At 58.5% G+C, this 17,493-nt stretch carries 13 protein-coding genes and 4 pseudogenes; 9 read left to right on the top strand and 8 right to left on the bottom strand.

Annotated features, from left to right (window positions below; translation table 11 throughout):
• Positions 1-10: 10 nt before the first annotated feature.
• On the bottom strand, positions 11-298 hold the full coding sequence (rpsU, locus tag NLN62_RS22865; protein WP_035665512.1) for a 30S ribosomal protein S21: 288 nt from the start codon (positions 296-298) through the stop codon (positions 11-13).
• A 735-nt stretch (positions 299-1,033) separates the two neighbouring features.
• Positions 1,034-2,068 (bottom strand): annotated as a pseudogene (locus NLN62_RS22870) (IS110 family transposase).
• 595 nt (positions 2,069-2,663) lie between these two features.
• Between NLN62_RS22870 and NLN62_RS22875 the strand changes: the two are divergent.
• Together NLN62_RS22875 and NLN62_RS22880 are read left to right on the top strand one after the other, a co-directional pair.
• Positions 2,664-3,356 carry a reverse transcriptase domain-containing protein gene (locus tag NLN62_RS22875; RefSeq protein ID WP_254110294.1) on the top strand — a complete coding sequence of 231 codons (693 nt, stop codon included), beginning with the start codon at positions 2,664-2,666 and terminating at the stop codon, positions 3,354-3,356.
• 528 nt (positions 3,357-3,884) lie between these two features.
• A pseudogene (locus tag NLN62_RS22880) lies at positions 3,885-4,139 on the top strand (group II intron reverse transcriptase/maturase); the annotation flags it as partial.
• Positions 4,140-4,166: 27 nt separating this feature from the next.
• On the opposite strand, the gene NLN62_RS22885 reads toward NLN62_RS22880, so the two are convergent.
• Positions 4,167-5,858, bottom strand: coding sequence for a recombinase family protein (locus tag NLN62_RS22885; RefSeq protein WP_254110295.1), 1,692 nt, complete (start codon positions 5,856-5,858; stop codon positions 4,167-4,169).
• Positions 5,859-6,228: 370 nt separating this feature from the next.
• Here NLN62_RS22885 and NLN62_RS22890 point away from each other — a divergent pair, with 370 nt between their 5' ends.
• A complete protein-coding gene (locus tag NLN62_RS22890; RefSeq protein ID WP_256575945.1) occupies positions 6,229-8,292 on the top strand; it encodes a recombinase family protein in 2,064 nt (687 codons plus the stop codon).
• Positions 8,293-8,297: 5 nt separating this feature from the next.
• Here the strand turns inward: NLN62_RS22890 and NLN62_RS22895 are convergent, their stop codons facing one another.
• The 3 genes from NLN62_RS22895 to NLN62_RS53525 form a co-directional block, all read right to left on the bottom strand.
• A complete protein-coding gene (locus NLN62_RS22895; protein ID WP_254110297.1) occupies positions 8,298-8,690 on the bottom strand; it encodes a recombinase family protein in 393 nt (130 codons plus the stop codon).
• Between the two features lie 115 nt (positions 8,691-8,805).
• Positions 8,806-9,144 (bottom strand): DUF6788 family protein, encoded by a 339-nt coding sequence (locus tag NLN62_RS53520; protein WP_371932974.1) that lies wholly within the window; start codon positions 9,142-9,144, stop codon positions 8,806-8,808.
• 55 nt (positions 9,145-9,199) lie between these two features.
• Positions 9,200-9,472, bottom strand: a complete 273-nt coding sequence (locus NLN62_RS53525) for a DUF5372 family protein (protein WP_256576112.1) — start codon at positions 9,470-9,472, stop codon at positions 9,200-9,202.
• Between NLN62_RS53525 and ltrA the strand changes: the two genes are divergently transcribed.
• Positions 9,466-10,521, top strand: coding sequence for a group II intron reverse transcriptase/maturase (ltrA, locus tag NLN62_RS22905; protein ID WP_371933130.1), 1,056 nt, complete (start codon positions 9,466-9,468; stop codon positions 10,519-10,521). The genes NLN62_RS53525 and ltrA overlap by 7 nt on opposite strands.
• A gap of 52 nt (positions 10,522-10,573) precedes the next feature.
• Entirely contained in the window at positions 10,574-11,248 is a 675-nt protein-coding gene (locus tag NLN62_RS22910) for a reverse transcriptase domain-containing protein (RefSeq protein WP_254110299.1), read from the top strand.
• A 1,831-nt stretch (positions 11,249-13,079) separates the two neighbouring features.
• Here NLN62_RS22910 and NLN62_RS22915 read toward each other — a convergent pair.
• A complete protein-coding gene (locus tag NLN62_RS22915) occupies positions 13,080-13,256 on the bottom strand; it encodes a hypothetical protein (RefSeq protein ID WP_371933014.1) in 177 nt (58 codons plus the stop codon).
• A gap of 88 nt (positions 13,257-13,344) precedes the next feature.
• Positions 13,345-13,514: pseudogene (locus tag NLN62_RS53530) on the bottom strand (transposase domain-containing protein); the annotation flags it as partial.
• Between the two features lie 179 nt (positions 13,515-13,693).
• On the opposite strand from NLN62_RS53530, the gene NLN62_RS53535 reads away from it, so the two are divergent.
• From NLN62_RS53535 to NLN62_RS22940, 4 genes and pseudogenes are all read left to right on the top strand, one after another.
• Complete coding sequence (locus tag NLN62_RS53535) at positions 13,694-14,095, top strand: papain-like cysteine protease family protein (protein WP_371933131.1); 402 nt, start codon at positions 13,694-13,696, stop codon at positions 14,093-14,095.
• A gap of 194 nt (positions 14,096-14,289) precedes the next feature.
• Positions 14,290-15,200: pseudogene (locus tag NLN62_RS53540) on the top strand (transposase); the annotation flags it as partial.
• A 48-nt stretch (positions 15,201-15,248) separates the two neighbouring features.
• The gene (locus NLN62_RS22935; RefSeq protein WP_254110300.1) at positions 15,249-15,677 is read left to right on the top strand and encodes a hypothetical protein; all 429 of its coding nucleotides are present in this window, start codon (positions 15,249-15,251) and stop codon (positions 15,675-15,677) included.
• A gap of 425 nt (positions 15,678-16,102) precedes the next feature.
• Positions 16,103-17,410: a metallophosphoesterase gene (locus NLN62_RS22940; protein ID WP_254110301.1), complete on the top strand. Its 1,308-nt coding sequence runs from the start codon at positions 16,103-16,105 to the stop codon at positions 17,408-17,410.
• The last annotated feature ends 83 nt before the right edge of the window (positions 17,411-17,493 follow it).

Here is a 17,493-nt window from a genome sequence, read left to right on the forward strand (position 1 = left end):
GCCGAATTGGTTATGGTTGTTTGGGGTTCGTAGCTGCGACGCTCGGGAGCGCGCGGGTCGGACGCTTATCATTGGGCTTCTTGACTGGGGCGGCAATCAATCCCTCTCGAATAGCCTGTTTCCGGGCCAGCTTGCGAGCGCGGCGAATCGCCTCGGACTTTTGGCGGGCCGCTTTTTCCGAGGGCTTCTCATAGAAGCTCGCCCGCTTCATTTCTCTGAACACGCCTTCGCGTTGCATTTTCTTTTTCAGAACTCGAAGTGCCTGCTCGACATTATTGTCGCGAACCAAGACTTGCATTCGTCAGAACTCCTAATTCGCTGCACCATGTCTGAAAAGACGCAGCCTGCGACGCAGAGCGCCGCGACAACTTAAGTGGCCGACTGTCATATGGTTCCCCGCCGACTACGTCAATCCAGAAGAGAGAAACTAAATCGGACTACGCGCGTCGTAAGCAGATGGAAATCCATCTTGTTCGAGTCACGACCGATGACGCAGAGCGCCGGATTTGGCTGGCTGCCACGCCGCGTGAGGAGGCCGTGGATCGTGTCCTCGACGCAACTCCCGAGGGCTGGACAGCAACTCTGATGGAAGAAGGGCTGAGCGGAGAAGAGTCTGCGAACCTCGCCATGCCCCCGGGGGAAGTCAGAGAGATGCCTTCGAAAACGCGCCTGTCCTAGGACGGTATCATCCGATCACGCTTGGCCGCTCCCGAGGGCCGCCATCCCTAACATGCCGATCGAATGTCTGTTGAGGGTCATGTGTGGACGACGCCCGCATTGCAAGAAGAATCTGACGTTCGGCTGGCGGTCGGGTACAAGTCATGTGTCCGGCCTGTTTGCGCGGCACCATGACCGCTGGCCCTGATGTAGTCCGCGGATCGGGTCCCAATCATTTCCACGGGCTTTAATGCCCATGACCCAGAAGCGGGTTGTCCCAATCGACGGCTCGACCGTTTCGCATCACGCCATCATCACCCTCGCAATTCGATTGTCTTGCTCCGCCGTCGCCTCACGCTCCCATTGCTAAGCCTCTTCAGGTGGCTGCAGCAAGCTCCGGCGCTCGATAGTGTCCCCCTTTTGGCCATGATCGCCCAAGCGATGCGCGCCATCTTGTTGGCAACGGCAACGGCGACGAGCTTGGCCGGCTTCCTGGCCAGCAGCCTTGTGATCCAGGGATGCTTTTGCGGATGCCGCCGGGCGTGTTGAACAACGGATGTTGCACCGATCACGAGCAACCGTCGAAGATAGCGATCTCCCTGCTTGGAGATGCCGCCGAGCCGCTCCTTGCCGCCCGTCGAGTGCTGACGCGGCACAAGTCCGATCCATGCTGCAAAATCCCGACCTGATTTGAAGTTACTCGGGTCCGTGACAGTAGAAGCGATAGCCGTGGCCGCGATCACACCTATCCCAGGCACGGTCTCGATGCGGCAGCTCATATCATTGGCACGATGCTGGGCGTGAATGGCGCGATCCAGAGCCCCGATCTGCAATTCCCAGCGCGGCGAGTTGACCGACAATGGTCTGCAGCGCCTGTTTCATCGCAGACGGAAGAGCTTCGCGATTACTCTCGTCCGTGATGATTTCGGCAAGCTGCGCGAGACCTTCGCGTCCCGTCTCCGCAACGAGGCCGAACTCGGCAAGATGGGCTCGAAGCGCATTGATCAGCTGCGTGCGCTGGCGGATCAAAAGATCCCGCGTTCGATACAGCATCAGCAAGGCTTGCTGATCAGCCGACTTGATCGGCACGAACCGCATCGATGGGCGTGTCACGGCCATCGCAGATGGCGGCTGCATCGGCAGCATCGTTTTTTGACCGTTTGACATAGCCCTTCACCTAGCTCGGCGGCATCAGTCGCACGGTGTGACCGAGCTTGGAGATTTCACGAGCCCAATAATGAGCGGTTCCGCAGGCTTCCATACCGACCAGGCAAGCAGGAATCTTGCTCAAGAAATCGATGACCTGCTTGCGCCGCAACTGACGGGTGATGACGACCTTGCCCACACTATCCACGCCGTGCACTTGGAACACGTTCTTGGCGAGATCAACGCCGATGGTGCTAACCTGCATTTGGACGACCCCCCTCCGGTGATTCGTTGTTCAACGATCACCCTTTGGCACATTCGATGCCGCGAGCGTTGCGCCTTGCAAGCGCGTTGAAGTCTGCCGTCTGCGATGACGGCCGCGGCAAAGCCTAGCGAGCAGCCGCGAACCGAGTCTTGCGTGGCGTCCGGTAACGGCCGTTGCGAAGCGTAGACAGGGAGGTTGTAGGCCGGAATCAAGTGAACGGGAAGATAGCCCCGAAATCGAACGTGATCGGAGTAGCCGACCCTGTCTCTCAAAGGGGAAGGCGGAACCGCAACCCACGCCATCGCGAGCGGGCTGAGGTGCTCCCGGGGTTCGTACCGCCAGCATGCAACCAAAGGAAGCAACGTGAACAAGGGAGATCCATCCGGTTCAAGCGCAAGCTTGTAGGACCTGCCAAGCCGATGAGGTGAGAAGGGTCTGATGACCGGGTGGAAGTCAGACTGACTGATAGTACTCGGAGGTCGGGAGAGCCGACTACATGGGGAAGCGGTCAGCGGTAGTTGAATTGTTCTTGGGCGACATGGGCTCCATTCAACGGGAGTCACGGCCTTCTATTCTAAGAGAAGATCAGCTGACCATGGAAACGAAACTTGAACAAATAGCAGTGAAAGCTCGGCGCGAGCCAAATCTTCGCTTCACCTCGTTGGCCCATCACATCACGCGCGACCGAGTGCAAAAGAATCTATTACAGATTCCGAAGCGCTCCGCCGCCGGGGTGGACGGACAGACGGTGGAGGCGGCGAGGGAGAGCTTCGACGGATGGATCGAGCCGATGCTCCAATCCATCCACCGACAGGGATATCGGGCGCCGAACATTCGGCGTGTCTATATCCCCAAGCCCGGTAAGACGGAGAAGCGCCCCCTCGGGGTCCCAACTGTCGCCGACCGGGCGCTCCAGCGCAGCACGGCTGAGGTGTTGTCCGCCATCTACGAGCAGGACTTCTTGCCCTGCTCGTTCGGCGGCAGGCCGAAGCTCAGCGCCCATCACGCCTTGGCGACCCTCAATGAGGTCATCGCCGGCGGCATGATCAGCTGGGTGTTGGAGGCGGATTTGAAGAACTTCTTCGGGAGTCTCGATCATGATTGGGTCCTCCGGTTTGTCGAACATCGAGTCGGTGATCCGCGCCTGATCAGCTTGATCCGGCGCTGGTTGAAAGCGGGTGTCTTGGAAGACGGAGCGGTGTATCCGAGCGAACAAGGAACGCCACAAGGCGGATCGATCAGTGTGCTTTTGAGCAACCTCTACCTTCATTGTGTGCCGCAGTCGTAAGAGAGGAGGTTCAGAATGAACTGATCCAATCAAACAAGAAGCTATACAGAAGATGGAGGTGGGCCCTCCGGAGTCGGCTTTCAGGAGCAGACTTCAAACCACTCCAGGCGGCCTAGGTAAAGAGCCATGGTCGTGAGCGCTGGAGTAAAGCGTGGGGAAGAACCCCAGCAGGTGAGAGTCAAAGAGACGAACGCAAGTGAACCCTCGAAGACGCGTCGTTAAAACGAAATGTCGTCAAAACCGGGAGCGAGTGCAGACCCCGGGACAAGTCTGTCGGAAACCTGATTACTGGGCAGATGGCGGCCGGTGTATAGGGGGCGTGACTCTGATTCAGGCTTCAGTATGGAACTGCGGGAACCAGTCGCTACGATGCCAAGGGAAAAGCACAAGTGGTCAAAACCACAAGGCGAAAAGCCCGATGCGGAGCACTGGGACGGACCGACTCGTACGAGCGATGAAGGCTGGTAATGCGGCTGGAGCAAAGGGGTCGGGTCAGACAGCTGTATTTGGCGTCCAACTCGCAAGAGGATGAGGCGGGTGAGTGCAGCGAAACCATTCGACATCTCAAAGCAACAAGTGTGGAAAGCCTACAAGGTCGTCCGAGCCAACGCGGGCGCTGCCGGCGTGGATGAGGAGACGATCACTGATTTCGAAAAGAACTTGAAGGGCAATCTGTACAAAATCTGGAACAGGCTGGCGTCTGGGAGCTATTTCCCCCCGCCGGTCAAAGCGGTCGCCATTCCGAAGAAGAATGGCGGGGAAAGAATTCTCGGCGTGCCGACGCGCCAGGCATAATGCACCTCACACAGTTTACGTTGGGGATGCTGGGTGGAGATGGCTCGAGTTTGCGACCCATTCTCGCAGTCGTTGATCAACATTGTCGTCGATTTTGATGGCATATGGCGCATTTGATTTTCGTTGTGTCGCCGAGACAATGCCACGTTCGATCCAATAATGGACAACCCACAGGCTGACGCCATATCTCGCGCGGACCTGGCGGACATTGAGTGTTCCATCGGGAAGCAGCGGTCTGGAAATGCGATGCTTGTAACGGGTCCAGCTTATCATGCTGGCGGTGAATAGTTTACCGGTCGAGCTCGTCAAACCTTCTGCTTTGAGGCGCGCAACGATCTCCGTGTCATCGTATCGTTCCGCCATGGTGCGGATTTTAGCAACGAATGCGTCGGGATAGCGGAGCACATCAGGGTAGCTCGGCCGCTGCTGAACTTCGGTTGTTTCCGTCGCCCCTCCCTGCCAGCAGATCTGCAAGCGGAGCAGCTTTGGTTGTGGGGCCTTGCTGACGGTAATATCGCGGATCAGCAGACGGAGTATGCGCTTGCGGTCGCGAGCCGAGGTGGTTGGTGCCTTCCACAGTCGAGGAAAGTCTCGACCGAGCCGCAGAATCTGCTGCTTCTGCTCAGCCGTAACGCTGCGCATTGATTGGCGTTCGAAATGCGCCAGTTCGGCTTCCAGTTCAATCACCCGCTGCATCGCGTCGTTCCAGCGTTTCTCGAGTGTAGCGGCGACGAGCCGGTTGCTGGGGTCAGACTCCTCGTAACGGCGCTCCGCTAAATCAGCTTCGTAGCGGGCCCGCTCGATTCTTCGACGCCATTGCGCAGAAATCGTTTTGTCGCGCACTTCCAAGTTGTTCAGCGCCTCGAGCGCTAATTTGATTGTCAGTGGCGTAACGGCGGTCAACAAACGCGCCGCAATGGCATCATCCAACGGCTTTGCCGGCAAAGACATGCAGTGGCGAAGCGGCGATGCGTCCCGACTTCTCGAATTGCAGTCATAGCTCGGGTAGAGACCGCCGTTGCCGGCATAACGTGTACTCAGACGCCGCCCGCAAATGCCACAAAGCAATACGCCTTGCAGCAAACAGAGACCTTCGCGAGCAGGCCCAGCGAGAACCTCGCTGTTGGTCCGGTTCGCTGCGAGGTGACTACGATTGGCAAGGAATTGAGCCCAGGTGATGTAGCCCGGATGGTGGTCCGGAATAACTACACGCCACTGATCTTGTGGCATCTGGCGCGATTGAGTTGAGATTTCGCCGGCGGGACCGATCTTCTTGCAGGATTGATACCGACCAAATACGTAGGTGCCGGCATAAGACGGATTCGTGAGAACGCCGAGAACTCGTGAATGGGTCAACCGACCCCAGATAAGCTTGCCATTCCAGACACCGCCGTACGACCGACGCGGAAAGAGAAGGCCGAGTTGGTGGAAGCGTTGAACGACACCGTAGGCGCTGTTCTCCTGCTCAAACAGTTCGAAGGCCGCTCGAACAGCGCCTTGCACTTCTTGGTCGGGGTCGAGAACGATTTTGTCGCCGTCGAATACCAAACCAACCGGCAGAGGAAAACGCAACTCGCCTTTGTGCGCCTTATTGAGTTTGCCGCCGTGGAGACGCGCGCGAATGATGTGCAGTTCGGCCTGAGCGAACGTGCCCTTCATCCCAAGAACGAGGCTGTCGTTGAAGTCGGATGGATCGTACGACCACACCGCATGATGCCCCTATTCGGGAGCCATCTGATCAGTTGGAGCAGATTACCGTAACCGACCCAACCCATCCACTATACGGACGGTGCTTTGATTTGGTATCGGCCGGAAGCTCGCTCCGACCCGGCGGCTGCGTTCTCGTTCATTATCGCGACGGCATTTTGCTGAGAGTTCGAGCTGCAGCAACCAACCTCTATGGCGAGCGGCTGTCTGTCCCGTCAAGCAAGCTTTCGCTCGAAAGCATTCGAGACTTGCTTCGGCTTTCAAGAGAAGTGGTGCTGACGAGCTTGGCGAATCAGCCGACAAATGATTCTTTAGGGCACGGCTCCGAATCAAAATTGGCGAGCTCGCGTGGTTCGCTGGGAGGAGAGCCATGAGGTCGGATCTCGTGACGGGGAGCCACCTGTGTCGCAGAGCCGTAATTTACATTCGGCAGTCCACGCCTCATCAGGTGATGACCAACCAGGAGAGCCTGCGACTGCAGTATGCACTGCGACAGCGAGCCACCGATCTCGGTTGGGATGATACCAATGTTGATGTCGTTGATGCCGACCTTGGATTGAGTGGATCGACAGCAGCGCATCGCGAGGGCTTCAAGGACGTTATCGCTCGCGTCACGTTGGGTGAAATCGGAATCATTCTCTCCTACGAGGTGACGCGTCTCGCGCGCAACTGCTCTGATTGGTACCCGCTACTCGATCTGTGCGGCTACCGGCAATGCCTCATTGCGGATCGCGACGGCGTCTACGATCCTGGCTCAACCAATGGGCGCCTGTTACTCGGCTTAAAGGGCACAATCTCCGAAGTGGAGTTGCACACTCTGCGCGGTCGTCTGACGGCGGGGCTGCGCGCCAAGGCCGAGCGCGGCGAGTTGACGTTACTGTTACCGGCGGGTTTGGAACGTGACGCCAATGGCGTGGCATCGAAGGATCCAAGCAGGGAGGTGCAGCAGCGGATATCACTGGTTTTCACGACGTTTCTGGAGGGAGGCTCCGTAGGCAAGGTAATCCGGTCATTCCGAGATCGTGCGCTCTCCATACCGCGGCGGGACCGGTTCGGCGATATTGCGTGGCGGACACCATCGGCCAGCATGATTTCCGGAATTTTGAGGAATCCGGCCTATGCTGGCGCTTTCGTCTATGGCCGTACCAGGTCCTGCCGCACGACCTATGCAAGTGGTAAACTGAAGACGGCCCGCTGCCCAATGGCAGAGTGGAAGGTAGTAGTAAAGGACCGCTATCCTGCATACATCGATTGGGATGGCTTTGAGCGGATCCAGGCCATGTTGCGCGACAACCATGCCGAATACCAACGCAATCAAACGCGTGGCGTGCCCCGAGAGGGGGCCGCTATCTTGCAGGGCATCACCTGGTGCGGCCGGTGCGGCCACAAGATGTCGATACAATACAAGGGCGGGTCTCGCTACGTCTGCAATGCCCTGTTGAACCACCAAGGCAAGACGCTATGCCAGCATCTTCCCGCCGATCCGATCGACGCACAGGTGGTGGCTGCATTCTTTGCAGCGATCGCTCCCGCTGAGGTGGAGGCCTGGAGGCGTGCGCTCAATGCGCGGCAGCAGACTGACGAAGCGCTTGATCGCGCCGAAGAGCAGCAGGTTGAGCGACTGCGCTATCAGGCGCTCCTGGCCGAACGACAGTATAATCGGGTCGATCCTGACAATCGCCTCATCGCCGCTGAGCTGGAGCGACGATGGGAAAAAGCGTTACGCGAACTCCGGCAGGCTGAAGAGGCGCTGACCACCCGCCGAGCCACGAAGAGCAAATCAGCCATGTTGACCCCAGAGGAGCAGAATGAGTTTCTTGCGCTTGGTCCACACTTGCCTGAGCTCTGGCGGCGGCCTGATGTGAGCCGGGCAGATAAGAAGCAGTTATTACGAACGCTGATTGACAAGGTTGTTCTCCACCGCATCACGCGCGATCGAATCGCGGTCCGGATCGTCTGGTGTGGTGGCGAGATATCCGAATTGGAAGTCGAGCCGAGGGTCCATGCCCTGCATGCTCTAACTCGAGGGACTGAGATGCAAGCACGGATCCTTGAGCTGGCCCGCCAGGGTTTCGATGATGCCGAAATCGCCAACACCTTGACCCAGGAGGGGCACCGCTCACCGCGCCGAAATTATGTTCCAGTACGAACCGTTCAGATCGTGCGGCAGCGCCATCGCGTACTGCAGGACGGCGTCGCAACGCGTGCTCGTCACATTGCTGGCTGGCTGCCGGTGACCGCAATGGCAAAGCGTTTGGGAGTTTCGAGTTCTTGGATCAAGCGACGTATCCGCAGCGGCACCATTGATATCCAGCGCGATCCTTGGGACAAGCGATTCCTCTTTCCTGATACGGAAGCCAGCATTGTCGCATTGCGAGAGCTTAAAACAGGAGCTCGAGATCACCTCGTTTTCGACCCGAGAGCAAACAAATGAAGGTATCAACATGATCGATCGTAGCAACCATCGCCATCGAACACCAAGGTCTTGGTAATGGCGCATAGTTCCAGCAATCGGTGCCAATCCTTGTTGGAGCGCGCCAGGCGCGACGACTCCAACGAGAAGATGGCACCGACTTGCCCCATCGCTACGTCGGTCACAAGGGTCTTGAAGTCGTCGCGCTTGGTTGTCTGTTGCCCCGACTGGGCAAGATCCCCGTCGAGAATCCGAATCTGTTCTGGGCTCCAGCCGAGCGACTTCGCTTGGTCTGCCAGATTGTACTGACGCTCTGTGCTCTCCTGGTTGAACCGCACTTGCGCCATCGTCGACTGGCGAATGTAGATACAAGCGTGCCGCGTCAGATGATGATCGGCAATCTTCGCATTCAACAGCATGTTCGGCTCCTTCCGCACTGAGCGGCGAGGCGCCGGCAGCAAGATAGGATTCGATCATGTTGGCGATGATGGCGCCCGCCTTGGCAATATCGAGGGCTGCGATCGCCGGGTCCATTTAGTCGAGACTCTCGCGGCGGCGCAGAAGCTCGGCATTGATCGCACAAATCTCGTTGAGCATCTCCTGAAGCGTGCGGTAATTGCCAAGAAACTCTGCGACTTTTGGGTAGATCGCATTTGGTACATAGCCGAGCCGTGGTCGCTCGCCGGTTCGCGCAATTGTCGATAAATATCGCTTGGGTCCGTGTCCAGGTCCGTCGATACAATGACAACTGGGACGGCCACAACGCTTGTAGGTCTCGATCAGAGAGCCACGTACGATCTGCTCGATTGACGGCAAATCCCGCACCAGCTTGCGTCGGCGTCGGCGTAAAGCAGCGGAGGAAGCCTTTTCCATATCTGCCGGACCGAATCAATTTTATGTCCGATTGATTCAGAGCTGGAGTCATCGGTCAAGCTCTCGTTTTGTGCTTTATCGAGACGACGAGATCCGCGAGTGCTAACAGTCCGGTGACATCAATGAGCAGCGGCAAATTTGCCTCGGTGGGCTCACTCGGGGTGCCAGGGGGTGCCCAGTCGGTCCAATCGCGACGGACAGCAAAAGAACCCATCGAGGCATGACGCAGGCTCAACGTCTCAACGCCGGACATCCTTCTGATCTTCAGAACAACGAACCGTTGGCCGCGAAGCGGATGAAAAGGATGGGTGATCTCAGCCGATCCCAAAGTCTGACCAGGCCGAAGTGCAGTTCGAAGCAGCCGTGCCTACAGTGGCCGACCGCGTGGCACAGACAGTTGTCAAGCAGCACCTTGAACCGATTCTGGAACCTATCTTCCTGCCCGATTCCTACGGCTATCGTCCGAAGAAATCGGCGCTCGATGCAATCGCCGTCACGCGTGAGCGCTGCTGGCGATACGATTGGGTTCTGGAATTTGATATTAGAGGTCTGTTCGACAATATCGACCACGCGCTTCTGCTGAAAGCGCTCGAGAAACATACGATGTGTAAGTGGGTGACGCTTTACATCAAACGTTGGCTTACCGCCCCGCTGCAACAAGAGGACGGAACTCTGGTTGAACGAACCCGAGGAACTCCTCAAGGTGGTGTGGTCAGCCCCGTCTTGAGTAATTTGTTTATGCACTATGCGTTCGATGTCTGGATGACGAGAATGTTTCCGGACCTTCCTTGGTGCCGCTATGCTGATGACGGGCTCGTGCATTGCAGGACTGAAGAGGAAGCAAACGCCATTAAGGCGTCACTGCAAACTCGACTTGCTGCATGTGGCCTGGAAATGCATCCGGATAAAACGCAGACTGTTTACTGCAAGGATTCAAATCGAAAGGACTCGCTCCCGAACACGAAGTTTGACTTCGTAGGTTACGAGTTCCGAGCGCGGGGTGCCAGAGCGCGTGAAAGGGGGATACTCTTCACGAGCTTCTCACCTGCAGTCAGTGCAAAATCTCTTAAGGCCATGCGGTCAGAAACGCGGCGGCTCAATCTTCGCAATCAGTCACATCTTAGCCTGGAGGAGTTTGCTCGCATTTTCAATCCAATCCTCCGGGGTTGGATCGCTTATTACGGGAAATTCTATCATTCTGCGATGTGGCCGATATACAGGCACACAGACTTCACGATACGTGCCTGGATCATGCGAAAATACCGTCGGCTAAGTGGCCACAAAGTGCGGGCCAGCATGCTCATGCAAAGAATTGCAAAGCAGAACCCGTCTTTGTTCGCACACTGGCGCTTTGGAGGTATCGGCGCGTTTGTCTGATGGGAGCGGTGTGAGTCGAGAGGCTCACGCACCGTTCTGCGAGAGGCCGAAGGTGCAATTCCTTCGGCCTACTCTCCACGTTCTCGACCTCTGGTTCGAACGCGTGGTGAAGGGCCGGTTGCGGGGCGAAGCCCGACTGGTGCGCTATATCGACGACTTTGTGATCTGCTTCCAATATCGATCGGACGCCATCCGCGTACAGGAGGCCCTGCGTCTTCGGTTGGGGAAGTTCGGCCTCACTCTAGAGCCGACCAAGACCAAGTTGGTCGAGTTTGGTCGGTTCGCGCAAAGACACGCGGGCAAACGCGGCAGAAACCGCCCGGAAACAATTTACTTTCTGGGTTTAACGCTCTATTGCACGCGAAACCAAAGAGGCAACTTCAAGGTTGGGATGCGTACCGAGAAATCTCGGCTAAAGCGCAGCCTTATGTCTCTGCAGGAGCTGATGCGGCGAATACGGCATTACAAGATCAGTGACCAGGCCGATGAAATCAACGTCGTCCTGCGCGGCCACTATGGCTATTACGGCGTCGCCGGAAATCTCCGGAGCCTCGTAAAAGTTTATCGGGCAGTGGAGCGTTACTGGCGCGGAATGCTGCGCAGCCGCAGCTGGGCAGGCCGACGCCTCACTTGGGACGCCTTCAACCAAATCAAAGAACGGACACCGTTGCTGAAGCCTAAGCTGCGCCTCCCTTATCGGGAGCTGCAGGCGCTTGCAGTGCTGTGAACCAACTGTCGAAGAGCGTCGGTGCGGGAAATCCGCACGCCACGTTCTGTGGGAACCGGGGGCGGGCGACCGCCTCCGGTGACCCGGTGGCGTCGTCCACCACATCATTTTCGACGGATACAGCGGGGGCGTCGGCAGGTTGATGTCCTCTTCTGCCCGTAAGCGCCGATCCGGGGCCGGGCCAGAAGCGTTGCGTTTGGATGCGCAAGAGCGCCATGACCGGCGCTTTTCCTTGCGGTTGATATGCGAGCTCGTGCAGGTGCTTCCGTGGGGATGCGATGGTGCTGAACTCCTCGTGGAAGACAGCCTGCCTCTCTGGAAATATGACGGGATCACGGCGATGGTCCCGGATGATGACGATCTTTGAGATAAGAAGATGGGCCGACGACCGCGCCCTGTGATGGAGGCTGTTGCGGCGGAGGGAAGCGTGCGCCTTCCAAAAGCCAATCGAACGAGCGCGAGTTGCCTGCGGCACGATGCCGAGGATGGTGCAAACCGGCGGGAGTGAAACACATGGCGCGGCTTAAATGGAGGAGCATGCTTCTCATCTCGGGCGCGTCCACCATGCGCAGCGGGCTCTATGAGCTGCGCTCACCGAGTCTCACGCCTCGGCCCGTCGGGTCACGATCGCCTCGCGCAAGACATAAGGTGCGCCTCGCCGGGGACACTCGCAGGAGGGGCTCGCCTTCTGTGATCGCCATCACTGCCCATCCTGTCGGGTGCCCTTTTAACCGGTCTCACCGCTGCACTCGTTCCGCGTGCCGTCCCCGCGCGCGAGGACGTCGCTATGCTCACGCGGCCCGGGTGCCATTTCAGGTGGGCGATGCCCCTTCGCACGCCCCATAGGGGCCTAGTGGCCCCCAGGCCGTCAAGGCCAAGCCCCTCATAAGGATGAGGGGCGGAAAACGGCGGGCGGTGTCGTCGCTGCGCTCCGGCCCGCACCAGCCCCGCTCGTTCTCCGGCCTATGACGGCCCACCCCCGCTCATTGGCGCTGGCCTAGTTCCGGTTGCATGCGCAACCGTGTCGATTGGCGATCACCGCGCGGTATCCGCGCGACTTCGGTTTCTGACTTGCCCGGCCGCTCAGGCCTTGCCACGCGTTGGCGTGGACGGAGGCGGAATCGGCCGAGCTATCGAGCGGGATGCGCGCGATGGGTTGCCCGCCCTGACTTCATAGTGATCGGCAAGCTTCAAGAGTCGCTGCTTCGTAAACGGATCAGCCGTTTCAGCCATGTCGCGAACCTGCGAAGCCCGGGTCCGATAGAAATCCTCGTCCATGAAACACCAAAAATATGTTGCGACTGAATTATCCAGATATAGCGCTCGATTCGGCCAGGAGTCTGCTTCTTTTGCGCGATGGTTAAGCGCATTCTGGAATCGTTCACCCAGCTTGCGCCAGCGCCGGCTCGCTCGGTTTTGCCGGGTAGGGCGCGCAGTACCCCTGCTGCTCGCCGCGAATTGCCCCGCCGAGCTGGCGCGCGCATCGAGCAAACGTCATTGCAGCGTAGGCGGACCAGCCCCCATTGTTCTTGCCAGCAGGCGGTCTTTAAGCTGGCGGATTTTGTCCAACATCTCACGAGCCTCGTCGGCCTCGCGGGCGTGATGATTGACGACGTCGCCCGTCAGAAATGCTATGGTCAATGTTGCGTCTGAAACATCTTCGTCAATAAGGGCCGTTGCCAGCTTTTCAGCGAGCTGCGTTGCGCGGGCCAGATATGATCGCCCGTCACTTGTGACGGCACGGGCCGTACCGGTTCTGCCATTCGAAGCTATCCTTACGTCAGGGAGTATTCGTAGCATCTACCTGAGCGTTTTCTTGGTTCGAATCATATCAGGCAGCCTCGGCGAGTTTGTAGGACCAAGTATGGATGACCGGATGGCCGCTGACGTCGTCGATGCCGGCTATGATGCGCTGCTTCAGCTCGTGTTTTGATGTCACCCGGATGTGGCGCAATACCGAGCGAGCAAACTTGGAGAAGAAGCCCTCGACCGAGGAGTCCGCCAACACTCAATCAGTTCCAGCGCAGGATTCTTGGAATCGATCGTCTAGGTAGTGCCAGCGTGCGAGAGCTTCGGCCCGAAAAGCGTTGCACTGGTCAACTACTCGAACTTGTAGTCGCCACAGCGGGCCTACCGTTGGCGATACGCTGAAGCGTTAGACGAGCCAGGCGAACGGATCGACGTGGTTCGTCTTCGCTGTCTGCAGCAGTGTTGCGACGCTCGCCCCGGTCCCTGCACCACCATCGCGACCAGCGAGCAGACTATTTTATCTCGTAGTTGTTCGCGGGCGCGAGAGGAATGAATGCGCTTGGCGCGCTATTTGCTTGACTCGCCTTAAACTTATTGAGGTGTGCTGTGCTAAACATACGTTTGAATGTTCCGCTTGTCGGCCAAGAGCATGGTTATGATGGCCAACCGATCATGCGACGAGATTACCAGGGAATTATGCGGCGGTCTGGGGATTGCGCGTGTTGGTATGCTTCCGCTTGTATGGTGTCCTATTACTTTCGCGCGGGGCCCCGCCTGGGTTTGCCCATGCTTTGGCGGCCCGACTTAGGCCTCCCCCGAAACTGTTTTGACGATTTGGCTTTGATCGAAGGATTGGAGTGGCTCGAAAAGCCATATGGCGGATTTACCCCAAATTTCGTCGCCGAGACGTTGCGGAGGCGAGGGCCAATCTGGGCTGCGGTAACGCTAGCACCGGAGGATAAGCATGTAGTGGTACTGACCGGCGTGCGTGGAAATACGCTACACTTCAATGATCCCCAACCCCCAGAGCGTGCAGAGATTGGCTTCTTTGATCTTGAGCTCGACGCGCTTTGCGTCAAGAACCGCGATTGGCCGTGAACGCTCTGCCGCAAGGCCCTTCGCACAGGACTGGGACGCCAGTTGAGCGGAAGTAGCAGCCATGCAGGCGTAGGGTTGCTGAGAACTTTGGGGTGATAGAGTGGCGGGCTTTTGGGGTGCGATTGGCGTTGACCTTGCCCCACGGGCTTAATCCAGTTTGAAAGTTCGTTCTGGCCCCACGCGAGGACCAGAGCATGAAGCGCAGCCGCTTTTCGGAAGAGCAGATCATCTGGATTTTGAAGGAGCACGAGGCTGGCGTTTCAGTTGCCGATCAGTGCCGGAAGCACGGTGTCAGTGACGCCAATATCTACAAATGGAAAGCCAAGTTTGGCGGGATCGAGGTCTCGGAGGCCAAGCGGCTGAAGACGCTGGAGGATGAGAACACGCGGCTGAAGCGGCTGTTGGCCGACGCCATGCTGGACAACGCGGCGCTGAAGGACCTGTTGGGAAAGAAGTGGTGACGCCCGCGGCCAAGCGGAAAGCTGTCGCGCATCATCGGTGAGCTGGTCCGATACGAAGTCAAGCGACCTCTCGCTTCAGCAAAACATGCAGGCGCCGATAGCCGAAGCGACGGCGCTCCTGGGCAATCGCCCTCATGCGTTGACGCAGGGCGGCATCATCCACCCGGGTCGTCTGGTATCTGACGGTCATGCGGCAATAGCCGATGGCTTTACACGCCCGCCGTTCGCTCATCCCGTGGGCCTCCGCCGCTTCCGCATCCTGACCGTGGTGGATGACTGCACCCGCGAGTGTCTGGCGCTGGTGGCCGACACCTCGCTCTTCGGCACCCGGGTGGCGCGGGAACTGGACCGGCTTCTGATTGAGCGCAGCAAGCCGAAAATGGTGGTCCGCGACAACGGCAGCGAGCTCACCAGCAACGCCATCCTGACCTGGGCCGATCAGAGCCGCGTCGCATGGCACTACATCGCGCCGGGTAAGCCCATGCAGAACGCCTTCATCGAGAGCTTCAACGGTCGGCTGCGGGATGAACTGTTGAATGAGACGCTGTTCACGTCGCTGGCCCAGGCCCGCATCGCGCTCGGATGTTGGCGGGCCGATTACAACGATGCGCGACCACACTCGCAGCTCGGATGGAAGACGCCGTCCGAGTTTGCCATCACATGCCACCCGCGACGGGATCTGGCGCTGCGCTATGTCGAGGGCTCCGCGCCAGCTCCCGTCGCTACCACCGCCCAACCAGGCAACCAACTTCAAGGCGCGCCTCGTTCTGCTCAATCGCGACGTCGTTCTCACCGAACAGACGCCGCAGGAGTTCGCAACCGAGCACGAACTGCACCTGTTCACCGAGGACAGCGTCGCCGTCAATCGGGAGATCGTGTTCAGGGTCGAGACGTTCGAGCCGACCGAGAGCTTCAATCCGGCCAAGCCCTACAAGACCAGGCTCAAATGGCGCGACTTCGGCGGCGGCGAACAGAGCAAGCTGCTTCTTACCCCGCCCGAGACCGTCATCGCCGAACTCCTTGGCGCCAAGGAAGAACTGGCCAAGGCGCCAAAGCGTCCCGCACGGCGGGCAGGAAGAGGCCGCTCGGGCTCCCGCAGAATGGAAGCTTTCCGCAGCTAGTGAAGCGCAGATGAAGGCAAGTGTTGAGAACGCCCCCTGTCGAGCAATGAATCGGCAGGGGGGGTCGCAAGAGACCTACGGTTTCACATAACGGATTTGCGTGCATATTTTCATTGAAATCCTGCGATCCTCTGTGGATTTACTGCGCCGTATCCGGTGTAGGTGCCGCAAAGCGGAGCGAGATCACCCGCCAAATCTCAGCGAGGAGTTGCCGCTTACTGCAACGTCGGGCGAAGTCGCCTTCATCGTCCTTGCAGAATCCGCTCCAGCAATTAGGCGAGCATGGAATTATTCGCGCGCCAGACCGCCGTCATCATCCGATTGCAAATCTCGTCGACTATCCGCTCTGGTAGTCGTGCTGCGCGGCACCGCCTTCCGTGCCCGTGAGCCGACGGATTTTGCACCAGTTCATTTTGGAGAAACCCATGACGCGCCTCACCAAGACCCGCAAGGAAAAATCCGCACCGAAAACTTCCCCGATCGACAATACCGGCGCGACAGAGCTCGAAGCTCCGGTATTTGCGCAGCCGGAGCCGACTCCGGACCCGACGAAATTCGAGGTCAAGCATCCTTCCGACAATCCCGTTTATAAAAAGATCGATGAGCTCAATCGCGAACACAAGATCGCGCCGCTGCCGTTTCCGCCGCCACGCGGCCTGCCCGAGCCCAAGCTGACGCTGGCCCAGGTTCTCGATCTGAACCCGCAGACGCTGCAGCAAAAGGTCGATAGCAGCGGCCAGCTCGTCTTTCACGCGGTGGGAGACACCGGCAACACGCGCGGGCCGGAATCGCAGAATCTCGTCTCCGACAAGATGGTCAATGACTTCACGGATGCCGAGAAGGAAAGGCCTCTGTTCTTCCTTCATCTGGGGGACGTCATCTACAGCTTCGGCGAAGCGCAATATTACTACGACCAGTTCTATGAGCCCTACCGGGATTACCCGGCGCCAATCCTGGCGCTCGCCGGCAATCATGACGGCATGGTTGCGCCAGGCGCGAACGCCACGACGCTGGAAGCATTTCTTGACAATTTCTGCGCCGAGAAGTTCGAAGTAACTGCGGAGGCGGGCGGTCTGGCACGAACGGCCCAGATCCAGCCCGGCGTCTTCTTCACCTTCGAGGCGCCTTTGGTGCGCATCGTGACGCTCTACAGCAATACGCTTGAAGATCCGGGCGTGATCGAGAATGCGACGATTGGCGATTCGCAGCTTACCTATCTCAAAGCCGCCCTGAACCGCGTCAAATCCGACAAGTTCAAGGGAGCCCTCATTCTGGCGCACCACCATCCCGCCTACACCGCCGGCGGCAAGCATGGCTGGAGCCAGGAGATGCTTTCCGAGATCGACAAGATTTGCACCGAGACCGGCGTATGGCCGCACGCCGTCCTGTCGGCCCATGCCCACAACTATCAGCGCTTCACGCGCCTTCACGGCGAAACGCAGATCCCTTACCTGATCTGCGGCAACGGCGGTCACGGCCTCACGAGGCTGACACGGAAGAACGGGCCTCCGTTGCGAACGCCGCAGCAATTGCAGATCACCGGTCACGCAGACAAGGTGATCCTCGAGAACTATGACGACCAGGATTACGGCTATCTGCGTGTCGTGGTCACCCAGAAGCAATTGCGCATCGAATATCACCCCGCGAGCGATGGTGACGGAGCGAAGACGCCGGATGACTTCGTGACCGTCGATCTGGCCGCCCGCAAGCTGGTGCATTTCACCGGGGCCTGACCCAAGATCTCTAGTTCGCATTGCACGTTCGGCGCGAAGGCGGCCGGCCGTATTGCTTGTTGGAGAAGAATTCCGGTCTATCG

Origin of the sequence: Bradyrhizobium sp. CCGUVB23 (genome assembly GCF_024199885.1) — a bacterium.
Taxonomy (GTDB): domain Bacteria; phylum Pseudomonadota; class Alphaproteobacteria; order Rhizobiales; family Xanthobacteraceae; genus Bradyrhizobium.